18 protein-coding genes are annotated in these 15194 nt (G+C 65.9%); 2 read left to right on the top strand and 16 right to left on the bottom strand.

Annotated features, from left to right (window positions below):
* Positions 1-103: 103 nt before the first annotated feature.
* Positions 104-1060 carry an EamA family transporter RarD gene (rarD, locus tag B9Y86_RS08745; protein ID WP_244894686.1) on the bottom strand — a complete coding sequence of 319 codons (957 nt, stop codon included), beginning with the start codon at positions 1058-1060 and terminating at the stop codon, positions 104-106.
* A gap of 99 nt (positions 1061-1159) precedes the next feature.
* Entirely contained in the window at positions 1160-1456 is a 297-nt protein-coding gene (gene groES, locus B9Y86_RS08740) for a co-chaperone GroES (RefSeq protein WP_044440065.1), read from the bottom strand.
* A gap of 165 nt (positions 1457-1621) precedes the next feature.
* On the opposite strand from groES, the gene B9Y86_RS08735 reads away from it, so the two are divergent.
* Entirely contained in the window at positions 1622-2809 is a 1188-nt protein-coding gene (locus tag B9Y86_RS08735) for a THUMP-like domain-containing protein (RefSeq protein WP_085484932.1), read from the top strand.
* A gap of 64 nt (positions 2810-2873) precedes the next feature.
* On the opposite strand, the gene B9Y86_RS08730 is transcribed toward B9Y86_RS08735, so the two are convergent.
* The 10 genes from B9Y86_RS08730 to glmS form a co-directional block, all read right to left on the bottom strand.
* Positions 2874-3404 carry a DUF4190 domain-containing protein gene (locus tag B9Y86_RS08730; RefSeq protein ID WP_085484930.1) on the bottom strand — a complete coding sequence of 177 codons (531 nt, stop codon included), beginning with the start codon at positions 3402-3404 and terminating at the stop codon, positions 2874-2876.
* 76 nt (positions 3405-3480) lie between these two features.
* Complete coding sequence (locus tag B9Y86_RS08725) at positions 3481-3810, bottom strand: DUF4190 domain-containing protein (RefSeq protein WP_085484928.1); 330 nt, start codon at positions 3808-3810, stop codon at positions 3481-3483.
* Between the two features lie 9 nt (positions 3811-3819).
* Complete coding sequence (gene tsaD / locus B9Y86_RS08720) at positions 3820-4911, bottom strand: tRNA (adenosine(37)-N6)-threonylcarbamoyltransferase complex transferase subunit TsaD (RefSeq protein ID WP_085484926.1); 1092 nt, start codon at positions 4909-4911, stop codon at positions 3820-3822.
* Positions 4908-5429 carry a ribosomal protein S18-alanine N-acetyltransferase gene (gene rimI / locus B9Y86_RS08715; RefSeq protein WP_085484924.1) on the bottom strand — a complete coding sequence of 174 codons (522 nt, stop codon included), beginning with the start codon at positions 5427-5429 and terminating at the stop codon, positions 4908-4910. The genes tsaD and rimI overlap by 4 nt, the downstream gene beginning before the upstream one ends.
* Positions 5426-6043, bottom strand: a complete 618-nt coding sequence (gene tsaB, locus B9Y86_RS08710) for a tRNA (adenosine(37)-N6)-threonylcarbamoyltransferase complex dimerization subunit type 1 TsaB (RefSeq protein WP_085484922.1) — start codon at positions 6041-6043, stop codon at positions 5426-5428. The genes rimI and tsaB overlap by 4 nt, the downstream gene beginning before the upstream one ends.
* Positions 6044-6087: 44 nt before the next feature.
* Entirely contained in the window at positions 6088-6582 is a 495-nt protein-coding gene (tsaE, locus tag B9Y86_RS08705) for a tRNA (adenosine(37)-N6)-threonylcarbamoyltransferase complex ATPase subunit type 1 TsaE (protein WP_410371994.1), read from the bottom strand.
* A complete protein-coding gene (locus tag B9Y86_RS08700; RefSeq protein WP_085484920.1) occupies positions 6579-7355 on the bottom strand; it encodes an alanine racemase in 777 nt (258 codons plus the stop codon). Before B9Y86_RS08700 ends, tsaE begins: the two co-directional genes overlap by 4 nt.
* The gene (gene alr / locus B9Y86_RS08695; protein WP_085484918.1) at positions 7352-8464 is read right to left on the bottom strand and encodes an alanine racemase; all 1113 of its coding nucleotides are present in this window, start codon (positions 8462-8464) and stop codon (positions 7352-7354) included. The genes B9Y86_RS08700 and alr overlap by 4 nt, the downstream gene beginning before the upstream one ends.
* Entirely contained in the window at positions 8461-8838 is a 378-nt protein-coding gene (locus tag B9Y86_RS08690) for a holo-ACP synthase (protein WP_085484916.1), read from the bottom strand. The genes alr and B9Y86_RS08690 overlap by 4 nt, the downstream gene beginning before the upstream one ends.
* 9 nt (positions 8839-8847) lie before the next feature.
* A complete protein-coding gene (glmS, locus tag B9Y86_RS08685; protein ID WP_085484914.1) occupies positions 8848-10698 on the bottom strand; it encodes a glutamine--fructose-6-phosphate transaminase (isomerizing) in 1851 nt (616 codons plus the stop codon).
* A gap of 48 nt (positions 10699-10746) precedes the next feature.
* On the opposite strand from glmS, the gene coaA reads away from it, so the two are divergent.
* Positions 10747-11703 carry a type I pantothenate kinase gene (coaA, locus tag B9Y86_RS08680; protein ID WP_085484912.1) on the top strand — a complete coding sequence of 319 codons (957 nt, stop codon included), beginning with the start codon at positions 10747-10749 and terminating at the stop codon, positions 11701-11703.
* Positions 11704-11717: 14 nt separating this feature from the next.
* Here coaA and B9Y86_RS08675 read toward each other — a convergent pair whose 3' ends face one another.
* The 4 genes from B9Y86_RS08675 to rplM are packed head-to-tail and all read right to left on the bottom strand — an operon-like array spanning position 11718 to position 15008.
* Positions 11718-12566, bottom strand: coding sequence for an SDR family oxidoreductase (locus tag B9Y86_RS08675; RefSeq protein ID WP_085484910.1), 849 nt, complete (start codon positions 12564-12566; stop codon positions 11718-11720).
* Positions 12567-12605: 39 nt separating this feature from the next.
* The gene (gene glmM, locus B9Y86_RS08670) at positions 12606-13970 is read right to left on the bottom strand and encodes a phosphoglucosamine mutase (protein WP_085484908.1); all 1365 of its coding nucleotides are present in this window, start codon (positions 13968-13970) and stop codon (positions 12606-12608) included.
* A 40-nt stretch (positions 13971-14010) separates the two neighbouring features.
* Positions 14011-14511 carry a 30S ribosomal protein S9 gene (rpsI, locus tag B9Y86_RS08665; RefSeq protein WP_044440056.1) on the bottom strand — a complete coding sequence of 167 codons (501 nt, stop codon included), beginning with the start codon at positions 14509-14511 and terminating at the stop codon, positions 14011-14013.
* A 50-nt stretch (positions 14512-14561) separates the two neighbouring features.
* Entirely contained in the window at positions 14562-15008 is a 447-nt protein-coding gene (rplM, locus tag B9Y86_RS08660) for a 50S ribosomal protein L13 (protein WP_044440054.1), read from the bottom strand.
* Positions 15009-15194 lie beyond the last annotated feature (186 nt).

Genomic DNA, 15194 nt, shown 5'->3' with positions numbered 1-15194 from the left:
GTAACGAAGTTGGCCGTCCTGTAAAGCTAACGGCCCAAAGTCGCACCGACAATACATTCCTGTTACGGGCGTGTAACGCGACCCAATCGTTACCTTTGCCCCGTCAGACCGGCTCAGCGACAGGCATCCGCCCCGATCGGCTCGTTCTGACCATGTCGATTGTGAGCGCGATCAGTGCGAGCCAGACGAGCCCGAATCCAACCCACCGCTCGAGCGGCATCGGCTCTCGCATGATGAAGACCCCGAAGAGGAATTGCAGGATCGGTGCGATGTATTGGATGAACCCCATATAGATGAGCGGAAGCCTCTTCGCCGCCGATGCGAAGAGCAGCAGCGGAACCGCGGTGATGACCCCCGCACCGACCATCAGAACGACGTGCACGGTGCCCGAGGAGCCGAAGGCGAGCCCCGCCGGGGTGGCAGAGACGATGACCGTTTGCACGGCGGCGACCGGGAGAAGCCACAACGTCTCGAGGGTGAGTCCCGACACCGGGTCGACCACGGGGCCGATGCGCTTCTTGACGAAGCCGTACAGTCCGAACGAGAAGGCCAGAATCAGGGCGATCCACGGAACGGATCCGAAGCCCACTGTCAGCACGCCGACGGCGACCACACTGATGCCGAGGGCGACCCACTGCACCACGCGCAGTCGTTCTCCGAGAATGACGACGCCGAGCAGGATCGTGACGATCGGATTGATGAAGTAGCCGAGTGCTGTCTCGACGACATTGCCACTCGTGGCGCCGATCACATAGGTCTGCCAGTTGACGTAGATCAGCAGGCCGGCGAGGCCCATCGTGAAGAGCAGACGAGGCTGCCGCACGATGGCGATGAAAGCCGGCCAGGCGCGGGTCGCTGTGATGATCACCACGCAGAAAGCGAGCGAGAAGAAGATGCGCACTGCCACGATCTCGAAGGGACCGGAAGGCAGAAGCAGGAGGAAGTAGGCGGGGAGGAAACCCCACATCGTATAGGCGCCTATGGCGTAGAGGATGCCCGAACGCGACGGCTGGTCACCGGAGGCGGGGGCTGAGACGGCAGGGACGACGGGGCGAGACACTGATGAATGCTACCTCCGGGCTGGACTACCCGAATGGCTCTGGCGACAAAAAAGACCCGGATGGCAGAGCCACCCGGGTCTTTGTCTGTTTGTCTAGGTTCAGCGAACCACGACGGCGAGCACGTCGCGAGCCGACAGCACGAGAAGGTCTTCTCCGCCGTACTTGACCTCGGTTCCGCCGTACTTGGAGTAGATGACCTTGTCGCCCACAGCGACGTCGATCGGAACGCGGTTGCCATTGTCGTCTACGCGACCGGGGCCCACGGCCACGACCTCGCCCTCCTGGGGCTTCTCTTTAGCAGTGTCAGGAATGACCAGGCCCGAGGCTGTGGTCTGCTCCGCCTCGACCTGGCGGATGACGATGCGATCCTCGAGCGGCTTGATGGAGACCGACACGGTTGACCTCTTCTTTCTTCACGTCTGATTAGCACACTCACACCGAGAGTGCTAAGTCGAGTTTAGGGGGTGAACTGGCACTCGGTCAATCCGAGTGCCAACCGTCGTGGCACCCGACTCGGCACCGACTGCCGTCTAGGCTGACTGGGTGAACAGGCGCAGCGAATGAACAAAGACGAGCTCGGCCTTGTGATGACCTCGGCAGCCCTTCGGCTGCTCGACTCACTGCCCGAATACAGCGATTCCACCGACATCGTGAAGACTGTCGCCGATCTGCGTCGCGACGGCAACCCAGCCGATCTCGTCTCGGCGGTGCTCACACAGTCGCGGCTCCGGGCGAAGGCCACGGCAAAATTCGGCGAGTTCGCTTCGCGCATGCTGTTCACCGAAGCGGGCCTCGAACAGGCCACACGTCTGCGAGTCGCCGCCCTGCACGCCGGGCGATACCAGGCCGCCGGCATCCGGAGCGTCGCGGATCTGGGCTGCGGCATCGGAGCCGACGCCCTCGCCTTCGCTGCTCTCGACCTCGAGGTGCAGGCCGTCGAACTCGACGAGGTGACGGCAGCGATCGCCTCATACAATCTGGCGCCCTTCACGAATGTCACCGTCAGCCTCCGAGACGCAGCCGAATACGACCTCGCCGGCGTCGAATCCGTCTACCTCGACCCGGCGCGGCGCACATCAGGGCACTCCGAGACGCGTCGTCTGACCGACCCGCGCGACTATTCTCCGCCGCTCGACTTCGCCTTCGGTGTGGCGCGCACACTGCCCACGGGCGTCAAGCTCGGGCCAGGCTTCGATCGCGAGCTCATCCCCGACGAGGCGGAGGCGCAGTGGATCTCGGTGGACGGCCAGCTGGTGGAGAACAGCCTGTGGTTCGGCGCCCTTGCCCGTGCGGGCATCACCCGCAGCGCCCTCGTGCTGCGCGGCGGGAACAGCGCCGAACTGGTCGCGGCGGGCGACAGCGTCGACGCCGACGTGGCCGAACTCGGAACGTATCTGTACGAGCCCGATGGATCGGTGATCCGCGCTCGGCTGATCGGCGACCTCGCCCGCTCTCTCGATGCTCACATGCTGAGCGAGCAGATCGCCTATCTCACCTCCGACAACCTCGTCTCATCGCCGTTCGTCGCAGCCTTCCGTGTTCTCGACACCCTGCCGACCGACGAGTCGAAGCTCAAGAAAGAATTGCGTCGACGCGGCATCGGTCGCCTCGAGATCAAGAAGCGCGGCGTCGACATCGACCCGGCCGCGCTTCGCCGACGGCTGTCGCTGTCGGGAGATGCGGAGGCCACTCTCGTAATGACCCGGGTGGCAGGCCGCCACACCGCGATCCTCGCCGAACGGGTGTAGACCCGACGTCTTAACGAACGAAACGCCCTCCGCCATGCGACGGAGGGCGTTTCGTTGAGAGGGCTTAGTAGCTGTTGTAGCTCGACGTAGCCGCCGCGGAAGCGAAGATGAGCACCCAGATGATCACCCAGACCAACGTGACGCCGATTCCGACGAAACCGGTGATGAGCGCGGTGAGCCAGAAGCCCTTGGCTGCCGGTTCGCGCTTCTTGCCGAGGAATCCGAGAACGACTGCACCGATAGAGAAGATCAGACCGAACCCGCCGCTGAACAGCGAGATGACCAGGCCGAGGATACCGGCGATCATGCCGATGAGGCTGAGCGTCTTCGGGGCCGAGGCGACCGGCGAGTACGGCTGTCCGTAGGGAGCCGCGTTCGGGGCCTGAGCGTAGGGGTTGGCCGGCGGAGCCTGCTGGTAGCTGGGCGCCCCGTACGACGGAGTCGACGGCTCAGCGGCGGGCGGCGTGTAGGCGGGCGGAGCCGACGGAGCGCTCGGCGCACCGTAGCTGGGTGCGGGCGGGGTGGACGGGGCCGTAGGAGGCAGCGGCGGGACCGACGGCGTGCCCTCGGTCGACGGGGTATTGGGATCAGTCATGGGATAAGACTACTGAAGCTCAGTCACCCACATCTACGGGACACCCCGATTGGCCCCGCTCATCGGGCCTATCGGCTTAGAACGTGGTCTGCGGCGTAGGGCCGGAATTGACGAACATCACGAGAGCGACCAGGGCACCGATTGTCGCGATCAAGCCCAGATACCCGAGAACGAGACCGACGACCGCAAGGATCATGCCAGACTGCCGACGTCGTTTCACCTGTGCGATGCCGATGTGGCCGAGAACGATCGCGACGGGCGAGATGAGCAAGACCCCGGTGATCAGAGAGAAGAGAGCCGGCATGTTGAGCGTGCGGCGTTCGCGAACAGGGGACGCGGCCTGCAAGCCAGCAGGAACCGCCGAAGGGTCGGGCGAATATGGCGCGTAGGCAGGCTGACTCGACATGGACCGAGCCTATCCGACCTGAATATCGGTGACCGGCAGAGTCGAGTCGGCCCCGAAGCCCAGCCCTGATGGCCCGTGGCCCGCCATGATGAGCTGCGCGCCGAGGGCGGCGATCATCGCACCGTTGTCGGTGCAGAGACTGAGCGGTGGGATGCGCAGGGCCACGCCTGCGGCCTCGGCCCGCACGGCGGCGACCTCGCGAACGCGAGCGTTCGCCACGACTCCACCACCGAGCAGAAGTCGAGGCACACCGTATTCTGCACAGGCCGCGAGCGCCTTCGTGATCAGGACATCGACGACCGCCTCGCGGAAGCTGGCAGCGACATCGGCAAGCGGCACCTCCTCGCCCGCATCCTGTTTCTTCTCGACCCAGCGGGCGACCGCGGTCTTGAGCCCGGAGAAGGAGAAATCGTAGCGGTGGGCATCGTGATCTTTAGGCAGACTCAGTCCGCGGGGGAATCGGATGGCTTTCGGGTTGCCGCCGACAGCCGCGCGATCGATCTCGGGCCCGCCGGGGTAGGGCAGCCCGAGCAGGCGTGCGACCTTGTCGAAGGCCTCCCCCGCCGCATCGTCGATCGTTTCACCGAGAAGCTCGACATCGGAGACCAGATCGCGCACCAGCAGAAGGGAGGTGTGTCCGCCCGAGACGAGCAGGGCGATCGTGGGGTACTGAATCCGGCCGCCATCCACCTCGCTCGATTCATCGGACTCCTGCTGGGGCGCCCTCAGCACGTCGGCGCCGACGTGTCCGACCAGGTGGTTCACCGCGTAGATCGGCTTCTCGATGGCGAGCGCGAGTGCCTTCGCGGCTCCAACGCCGACCATCAGTGCTCCCGCGAGACCGGGACCGCTCGTCACCGCGATGGCGTCGATCTCGTCGAGGGTGACCCCCGCATCGGCGAGCGCCGAGGTGATGGCAGGTGTCATGGCCTCGAGGTGCGCCCGCGCGGCGACCTCGGGCACGACTCCCCCGTAGCGGGCGTGCTCGTCCATGGATGACGCGATGGTATTGCTGAGCAGGGTGGCGCCCCGCACGATTCCCACGCCGGTCTCGTCGCACGACGTCTCGATGCCGAGAACGAGAGGATTGTCAGTGTTCACGATTCGATCTCCTCGGGGTCGCCGATGCCGGCCCAGCGCGTCTGGGAGTCGGAGACGGCGGCGCGCATCACGATGGCATCGACGTTGTCAGGCTGGTAGTACCCGGGGCGCACACCGAGTCGATCGAAGCCCAACGACGCGTACAACGCCTCGGCACTCGGGTTGTCGGCGCGCACTTCGAGAAAGATCTCGCGAGCGCCCCGCCGCCTGGCTTCGTTCATAAGACTCGTCATGAGCACGCGGCCCAGACCGTGCCGCCGGGCTTCGGGCGCCACGGCGATCGTCTGAATATCGCCTTCCTTGGCTCCCCGGGGCGCAAGCAGACCCGCGTAGCCCGCGATCGTCGCGCTGTTCGGCGAATCGTCGGCGCCAAGCGCGACGAGGTAGTAGCAGTGCGCGCTCGCCAGATCCGCGCGCATAGCATCCGACGTCCACGCGTCGGTCGTGAACACGCTCGTCTCGATCTGCATGATCGCGTCGAGATCGTCGATACCCGCTCGCCTCAGCTGCCAGCTCACTGCGTTACCCGTTTGATTCCGGATGGCATGGTCACGTCGGGAGAGCGCAGGTAGAGCGCCTCATCCGATGCGAGCGGGAGTCCGGCTGCGAGGAGCCCCGCGGCCGCCAGCGCGAGTTGGGCGGCGGGGATCTCCGCGGCATCCACTCTTCGGGCGTCGGAGTGCGGAAGGGCATCGGGCTTGGCGAGCCCAGGCCCATCGAGACGCACCGGCTCGGCAGCCGAGAGGTCGTACAGCGACCAGAAGACCTCTTTGCGGCGAGCATCGGTGACCACCATGACGGTGTCCGATGCGCCCGTGAGCGCCTCCTGGCGGGCGACGGCATCAGCGCTGACCATGGGGTGAAGCGGAAGGCCGGCCCCCAGGGCGAAGGTGCGCGCGGCGGCGATGCCGACCCTGAGGCCGGTGAACGGACCGGGGCCCATTCCCACGACCACACCGTCGAGAGCCGAGGGCCGTATACCCGCAAACGAGAGGGCCTCGGCGAGCAGCGTGCCGATGACCTCGGCGTGTCTCATGGTGTCGGGAGTCGACCGCTCGATGACGATGGCACGGGTCGACGGGTCGACGATGGCGACGGAGGTACCCGCGGAGGTGTCGATGGCCAGAAGCACGAGTTATAGGTTAGTCGCCCGCGAGCGCGTCGGGGCCCCTCCGCTCACTGCCAGCGTGGGCCGACGCCGTCGATGGTGACCCGGCGTGGTTCGATGGGTTCCTCGTCGTCGCGGCCCTCGGCATCCGAATCAATGGATGCGCCGCGCGGCCGATCGATGGTGATCGAGAGCCACGAGTCGGTGAGTTCCTCGACGAGGCCCGCGCCCCATTCGATAACGACGATGGAGCGGTCGAAGTCGATGTCGAGGTCATCGAGCTCGACAGCGCTCGAGAGCCGGTAGGCGTCGACATGCACGAGCGGAGGTTGGCCCGCATCCAACCGGGGGTGCGTTCGGGCGAGGACGAAGGTGGGGCTCGTCACCGCGCCGCGGACCCCGAGCGCCTCGCCGAGACCCCGCGTGAACGTCGTCTTGCCCGCGCCGAGCTCGCCGGTGAGCAGAATCACGTCGCCGGCCGAGAGCAGCCCGGCCATCTCATGGGCGAGGGACGCCATCTGCTCGGGATCCGCGATCACGAGTTCTCTGTGCAGAGCGCTCACCGCGCCACCTCCCGGTCGATATAGCGGCGGGGAACACGACGGCCTATACGCGCGAGGATCTCGCCGGCCGTCGAGCCGGAGCATTCCGCCCAATCCGCGGCGGTCGGCTCTCCTTCTAGGCCTGGCCCGAATGCGATGGCGCGATCGCCCGGAACCACGGGCGCATCTCCCACGTCGAGCACGACCTGGTCCATGGCGATGCGTCCAGCGATCGGATACTGGCGACCGTTGATCGCCATGCGTCCCGAGCCTGTCGCAGAGCGTGGGATTCCGTCTGCATAGCCGAGCGGAACGAGCGCGAGGGTGGTCTCTTTCCGGGTCCGATAGACGAATCCGTACGAGACTCCGTGCCCCTCCGGCACCCTCTTGACCGAGAGCACCGGGGCGGAGACGGTCATCACGGGAACGATGCCGGCGGGCGCGCCGTCGGTGAGCTCCATACCGAAACCGAACGCTGCGATGCCCGATCCCGCGGGCGGGATGGAGAACCTCGACGTGTGCCAGCAGCGCACATCGATTCCGATGCCGGCGTCGGCGATCATCCGGGCGTCCCCCTGATCGCGCACGCTCAGAATGTCGACCCCGGACTCCACCGCGGCGTGGGCGAGGCGAACGAGTCCGTGACCATACGCATCCGCGGTCATGTCGATCACGAGCGGACCGCCGACGGCTCGAGCCGCGAGGATCGACACGTTGGCGCGGAATACGCCGAGGTCGATCGCGGCGTCACGGCCGAGGCCGGTCGGGTCGATAGTGGAATCGAGCGGGCTCATGCGATGAACTCTCTGGCAACCCGGTCGCCCAGACGAGTGACGATTTCGTAGTTGATCGTGTCGGCTGCCCGCGCCCAGTCGTCGGCGGAGGCGACACCCTCGGCCGTATCACCGAACAGCGTCACGAGATCGCCGCGTTCCACCTCGGTTCCAGCCGAGACGGGCTCCACGACGAGGTGGTCGGATTCGATGCGCGTCACGAGAAATCGCCCGCCGCTGCCCGTCACGTGGATGCGGCCTGCGGCCTGCGGAGGAACACCGTCTCCGTAGCCGAGGGGCACGATGCCCGATCGGGCTACGAAATCCGCGTCGGACGACGGCGCGACGGCGACGATCGTGCTGCGCAGAGTCATCGCCGGGCGAAGATCGAGTTCGGCAGAGCCCACGTGGTCGAGAGGCGACAGTCCGTATGCGCCGATGCCGACACGCACGAGGTCGAGCCGCGTGGCGGGCAATCGCAGCGCGGCGGCGGTCGAGGCAAGATGCCGAAGCTGCGGCCGCAGACCACTCTGTCGAGCGGTCTCCACGCCGACATGCAGACGCTCGAGCTGACGCGCGTCTTCGTCGTCGTCAGCGTTGGAGAGATGACTGAAGATGCCCCTGACGATCACGTGACCGGAGAGCTCCCGTCGTCGCGCCTCGTCGAAGAGTGCGCCCCAGATCGACTCGTCTGCGCCGTTGCGTCCCAGACCGGTGTCGAGCTTGAGGTGCACCGACGCGGGGGCTCCCCCGACAGCGCGCTGGGCATGGGCAAGCGACGTGAGCTGACCGAGATCGCTCACACCGATGTCGATGCCGGCCTCGATCGCTGCGGCGAAGTCGTCGTGCGACTCGTGCAGCCACGCGAGCACGGGCTGCGTGATTCCCGCATCCCTCAACTCGAAAGCTTCAGCGAGATCGGCCACGCCCAGCCAGGTGGCTCCGCCGTCGAGTGCGGCACGCGCGATCGGGGCCGCGCCGTGCCCGTACGCGTTCGCCTTGACGACGGTCATGACCTGGGATCCCTCGGCGAGGGAGACGAATCGGGCCACGTTGTGACGAACTGCGGCGAGGTCGATCGTGGCGACCGAGTCGGGCGCCGAGGTCGTGCCGATATCGGGGGTCGTCATCGCGCGGCGCTGCCACTCTGTTCGGCACGCTCGGCGATCACGAAGGCGAATGCAGAGTCGCCATCGTGGCTGAGCGAGAGATGGATGGCCCCGACGCCGCGAGCCCGAGCCGTTTCGGCCACCTGCCCACCGAGCAGAAACGAGGGCTTGCCGTCGTCATCGGTCACCACTTCCATGTCGTGCCAGCGAAACCCGGACGAGTCGCCGAGCGCCTTGATCAGCGCCTCCTTCGCGGCGAATCGCGCTGCGAGAGAGCGCGGTGCACGACCGCGTTCGCCCTCAGCGAACAGTCGCTCGACGAGACCCGGGGTGCGATCGATCGAGCGCACAAATCGAGGCACGTCGACGAGGTCGACGCCGATGCCGACGATCACCGACGAAACCTACTCGACGGTGACGGACTTGGCCAGGTTGCGCGGCTGGTCGACGTCGAGTCCCTTGGCCGTCGCGAGTTCCATGGCGAAGATCTGCAGGGGGATGACGGCGAGCAGCGGCTCGAACAGCGGGCCCGCCAGCGGGATGCGGAAGACATCTGATGCGTACGGAAGCACAGCGACGTCGCCCTCTTCGGCGATCGCGAGCACCTTGGCGCCGCGAGCCTTGATCTCCTGGATGTTCGACACGACCTTGGCGTGCAGCGAGTTGGGGTGGCGCGGACTAGGCACGACGACGAACACGGGCTGACCCGGCTCGATCAGCGCGATCGGGCCATGCTTGAGCTCGCCAGCGGCGAAGCCCTCGGCGTGGATGTACGCCAGCTCCTTGAGCTTCAGAGCGCCCTCCAGCGCGACGGGGAACCCGACGTGGCGGCCGAGGAAGAGCACGGCACGGGAGTCGCTCATCCAGTTCGCAAGCTCGGTGATCTCGCCGTGCTGCTCGAGCACCCAACGGATCTTGTCGGGAATCGCCTGGAGCTCGACGATCGAGGTGGCGATGGTCTCGTCGTCGAGCGTCGCGCGAACACGAGCGAGGTGCAGACCGAAGAGGTAGAGCGCGGTGATCTGAGCGATGAAGGCCTTGGTCGACGCGACCGCGACCTCGGGGCCGGCGTGCGTGTAGATCACGGCGTCGGACTCGCGCGGAATGGTGGCGCCCTGCGTGTTGCAGATCGACAGAGTGCGAGCACCCTTGGCCTTCGCCTCCTGCACGGCCACCAGAGTGTCCATGGTCTCGCCGGACTGGCTGATCGAGATCACGAGCGTCGATGCGTTGACCACAGGGTCGCGGTAGCGGAACTCGTGCGAGAGCTCGACCTCGACCGGGATGCGTGCCCACTTCTCGATGGCGTACTTTCCGAGCATGGCCGAATAGGCCGCGGTGCCACATCCGAGGATCACGATGCGGTCGATCTCGGTGAGCAGCTCGTCGATTGCCTCGAGCTCGCCCAGAACCACGTGGTCGTTGTGGATGCGACCCAGAAGGGTGTTGGAGACGGCCTCGGGCTGCTCGCTGATCTCCTTCGCCATGAAGCTCGACCAGCCGCCCTTCTCGACGGCCGAGGCATCCCACGACACCTCGTACTCGTGAGCCTCGACACCGTTGCCGGCGAAGTCTGTGACCGAGACGGAGTCGGGAGTGATCGTGACGATCTGATCCTGTCCGATCTCCATCGCGCGGCGGGTGTGCTCGATGAACGCGGCCACGTCGGAGCCGAGGAAGTTCTCGCCGTCGCCCAGGCCGATGACGAGCGGGGAGTTGCGGCGAGCACCGACGACGACGCCGGGCTCGTCCTGGTGAAGCGCCAGCAGTGTGAAGGCTCCCTCGAGACGTGCCACGACGCGGCCGAGCGCGGCGGCCAGGCCACCCTCGCCCTCGAGGTACTCACGGCCCAGGAGCTTGGCGGCGACCTCGGTGTCGGTCTCGCTCTCGAAGGTGTATCCGTCGGCCAACAGTTCGTCGCGGAGACCGGCGAAGTTCTCGATGATGCCGTTGTGGATGAGCGCGATGCGACCATCGGCACTCAGGTGCGGGTGCGCGTTCACGTCGGTGGGCCCACCATGGGTTGCCCAGCGCGTGTGCCCGATGCCGGTGCGGCCGTCGGTGAGAGCGGATGCCTCGAGATCGGCGGCGAGGACAGCCAGCTTGCCGGCCCGCTTGCGGGTGACCAGCTCGCCCGATTCGGTGATGATCGCGACGCCCGCGGAGTCGTACCCTCGGTATTCGAGTCGACCCAACCCGCCCATCAGTACATCGAGACTGGAGTTGTTACCGACATAACCTACGATTCCACACATCCCTCGAGTTTACGGCCTGTATCGGGCGTGGGGCACAATAGGGGATCTATGGCTGACACCGGGCATTCCCCCCAATCCACGGGCCACCCGACTCCTTTCCGCGATATCGCCCGCAGAGAATGGGCCGATCTGGCGCCCTCGACTCCCCAACCGCTCTCCGAGACGGAGATCGTTCAGCTGCGCGGACTCGGGGAACCACTCGACATGACCGAGGTCGCCGAGGTATATCTGCCGCTGAGCCGACTGCTCAATCTGTACGCGGCCGGGGCCAAGAGACTGCACGCGTCGACCAGCGACTATCTGGGAGACAGACAGACCGCCACACCCTTCGTGATCGGTGTCGCCGGGTCGGTGGCCGTCGGCAAGTCGACGATCGCCCGCCTGCTGCGTGAGCTGTTGGCTCGCTGGTCGGACACCCCGCGGGTCGAGCTCGTCGCGACCGACGGCTTCCTCTATCCCAACGCCGAACTCACCCGGCGCGGCATCATGCACCGCAAGGGGTTTCCCGAGTCCTACGACAGGCGCGCCCTGCTGCGCTTCATCAGCGCGGTCAAGAGCGGCGTGCCCGAGGTCCGCGCTCCGTTCTATTCGCACCTCGCGTACGACATCGTTCCCGAGGCCCAGATCGTGGTGAGACAGCCCGATATCCTCATCGTCGAGGGACTCAACGTGCTTCAGCCCCCACAGCCCGGTCAGGGTCTCGCGGTGAGCGACCTGTTCGACTTCTCCATCTATGTGGATGCCCGCACCAGCGATATCGCCACGTGGTACGTCGATCGCTTCCTGGCTCTCAAGCGGGGGGCCTTCGCAAACCCGAACTCGTTCTTTCATCGCTATGCCGGTCTGAGCGACGACGACGCCCGCTCGACGGCCGCCGAGATCTGGCGCTCGATCAACGAGCCGAACCTCGTCGAGAACATTCAACCCACGAAATCGCGGGCCACACTGGTGCTGCGCAAGTCATCGACGCACGCCGTCGACAGGGTCCTGCTGCGCAAGATCTGAATCGACTCCGCGGCTCAGCTCAGCGAGAAGCCGCCGTCGCTCGTGAGAACCTGACCGACCATCCACCGGCCTTCTTCCGAGACCAGCCACGCGATCAGACGGGCGGGATCGCTCGGCAGCCCGAACCGACCCAAGGGCATGGAGTTCTTTACGCCCTCTTTGATCTCCGCCGATCTGTCGGTCGGCTCGTCGTCGAGGTATCCGGTGTTCACCGGCCCCGGATTCACAGTGTTCAACAGAATTCCGCGTGTCAGGAGCTCGGCGGCGACTGTCGGAGTGATGCCCGCGAGAGCGGCCTTGCTCGTGGCGTAGGCCACCTCCCCCGGCATGGGTCCCTCGTGCTGACCTGACGTCATCCAGATCACCCGTCCCGTCGCGAGCTCGTCGATCGGAGCGAACGAATCGGGGGCGAACTGTTCGGCGAAGTAGCGGGTCAGCAACAGTGTGGAGCGCGCGTTGACGGACCAATGTGTATCGAGAGTCTCGGCAGTCATCTCGAAGATGGAACCATCTCCGCCACTTCGCGCGTGATTGCAGATGAGGATGTCGAGGTGGCCGAACGCGTCGACCGCGGCGTCGATCAGGCGGCGAGGCGCTGTCGGCTCCGCGAGGTCGAGGCCCCAATCGCCGAAATCCGCGCCGGAAGTCAATGCCGACCGGATCGCTGCGCGCACGGAGTCGATGTCGTCTGCACCCCACGGCTGGTCTGCGTCGTGTGGAGAATAGTGCTGCACGAAGACGCTCGCCCCGAGTTCGGCGAGACGACGGCTTACACCGAGTCCGATTCCCCGATGACGCGAGACGCCGGTGACCAGAGCCGTGCGGCCGGCCAACGGCAGCGAAGAGGCAGCAGATGCGTTCATGCCGCCAAGGCTACGCCGAACGCGCGTTCAGCGGACGGCTCAGAGGCCGAGACGCTCGCGTACGACGTCTGCCAACGAGTGCGCGATTCGATCGGCCGTCGTCTGATCGGCAGCTTCGACCATCACCCGGACGAGCGGTTCCGTGCCCGATTTGCGAAGGAGGACACGACCTGTGTCGCCGAGCTCGGCTTCTGCCTCGCGCACAGCCTCCGCGAGCACCTCATCGGTGTGCACGGCGTGGTGATCGACGTTCTTGACGTTGACCATGATCTGCGGGAACACCGTCATTACCTCGGCCAACTCGGCCAGCGTCTTGCCGCGCCAGGCCATCTCGGCGACGAGGTGAAGGCCGGTGAGGATGCCGTCGCCGGTGGTGCCGAAGTCACTCATGATCACGTGTCCGGACTGCTCGCCGCCCAGCGAGTAGTTGTGAGCGTTCATCTCTTCGAGCACGTAGCGATCGCCCACGCTCGTCTGGATGACCTCGATGCCGTTCTGGCGCATCGCGACCAGAAGGCCCAGGTTGCTCATGACCGTGGCGACGAGAGTGCTGTCGCGCAGAGCGCCGCGCTCGTTCATGCCGATCGCGAGGATCGCCATGATCTGGTCGCCGTCGACGATGTTGCCGTCGCGATCGACGGCCAGGCAACGATCCGCATCGCCGTCGTGCGCGATGCCCACATCGGCCCCGTGCAGCAACACGGCTTCGGCCAGTTTGTCGAGGTGAGTGGAACCCACTCCATCGTTGATGTTGAGGCCGTCGGGGTCGTCACCGATCACGGTGACGCGCGCACCGGCATCCGTGAACACCTGCGGTGACACGCCGGCGGCCGCGCCGTTGGCGCAGTCGAGCACGACGTGCAGGCCGTCGAGACGGTGCGGGAGGCTCGCAAGGAGGTGGACGACGTAGCGATCTTCGGCATCCGCGAAGCGGCGGATACGGCCGACGTCTTTGCCCGTGGGCGCCTTTTTCGGGCCAGCCATGGCGGCTTCGATGCGATCTTCGACCTCATCGGGCAGCTTCGTGCCGCCGCGGGCGAAGATCTTGATGCCGTTGTCGGGAGCCGGGTTGTGCGAGGCCGAGATCATAAAACCGAAGTCGGCGTCGATGTCTGCGATCAGAAACGCGATCGCGGGTGTGGGAATCACTCCCGCATCGAGCACGTCGACGCCGGAACTGGCCAGACCGGCGGCTACCGCAGCCGTAATGAACTCTCCTGAGATGCGGGGGTCGCGGGCGACCACCGCAACAGGACGCCTCCCCGTCGCCGCGCGAGCGGCCGCACTGCGCCCCTGACCGAGAACCACCGCGGTGGCTTGGGCAAGAGAGAGTGCGAGGTCGGCTGTGAGGTCGGCGTTCGCGAGGCCGCGAACGCCGTCCGTGCCGAACAGACGGGGAGGCATTGTGTTGCTGTATTCGAAGGCAGTCGAGGAACGACTGCGATTAGCGCTTCGAGAACTGAGGAGCCTTGCGGGCCTTCTTGAGACCGGCCTTCTTGCGCTCCTTGACGCGAGCGTCGCGGCTGAGGAAGCCCGCCTTCTTCAGCGTCGCGCGGTTGTTCTCTTCGTCGATCTCGTTCAGCGCACGGGCGATGCCCAGGCGAAGAGCGCCGGCCTGGCCGGAAGGGCCACCGCCGGAGATCTTGGCGACGACGTCGTAGCTGCCCAGCAGATCGAGGACCTTGAACGGGTCGGTGATCAGCTGCTGGTGCAGCTTGTTCGGGAAGAAGTCGGCGAACTCACGGCTGTTGACCGTGATGGTGCCGGCTCCGGGAACGAGGCGCACGCGGGCGATGGCCTGCTTGCGACGGCCGACGGCCGCTCCTGAAACGGTGAGCGCGGGGCGCGGGGCTGCCTGTGCGGCTGCCTCGGCGGGCGTCTCGGTGGAATAGCTCTGCTGCTCCTCGGTGGGAGCAACGTCAATCTGGTCTGCGATCTTCGCCACGATGGTTACGAATCCTTAGCTTGTCTTAGAAGAAGTGTCTGGGCCGGTCGCTACTGGGCGACCTGGTCGAGGGTGTACGGCGTCGGCTGCTGGGCAGCGTGAGGGTGCTCGGAGCCGGTGTACACCTTGAGCTTCGTCAGCTGGGCGCGACCGATCGAGTTCTTCGGGAGCATTCCGCGAACAGCCTTCTCGATTGCGCGAGTCGGGTTCTTCTCGAGGAGCTCGGCGTACGTCACCGAAGACAGTCCGCCCGGGTAACCCGAGTGGCGGTATGCCAGCTTCTGCGCGAGCTTCTTACCCGTGAGGGCGACCTTCTCGGCGTTGATGATGATGACGAAGTCACCCATGTCCATGTGGGGGGTGAAGGTGGCCTTGTTCTTGCCGCGGAGGATGACCGCTGCGTGGCTGGCGAGGCGGCCGAGGACTACGTCTTCGGCGTCGATGATGACCCAGTTACGGGTGACCTCGCTGATCTTGGGGGAATAAGTGCGCGTCACAGTATTACTGCTTTCTTTGTCGAAATGAGGAGTCCGTGAAATCCCACTCCGGTGGCGTGTTCCTCGATCGACTCAGCCGACCACGGGCAAGAAGCCCGGGAACGCGGCCCGTGGAGGGCTCAAGTTCGGGCGCCACACGAAGCTGCGTGGACACCAAGAATCGAGACTAGCCTATTTGCGGCCGCA

Source organism: Agreia pratensis (assembly GCF_900177685.1).
Classification (GTDB): domain Bacteria; phylum Actinomycetota; class Actinomycetes; order Actinomycetales; family Microbacteriaceae; genus Agreia; species Agreia pratensis.
The sequence above is the reverse complement of the archived record's forward strand: the minus strand, read 5'-3'. Positions and strand labels throughout refer to the sequence as shown.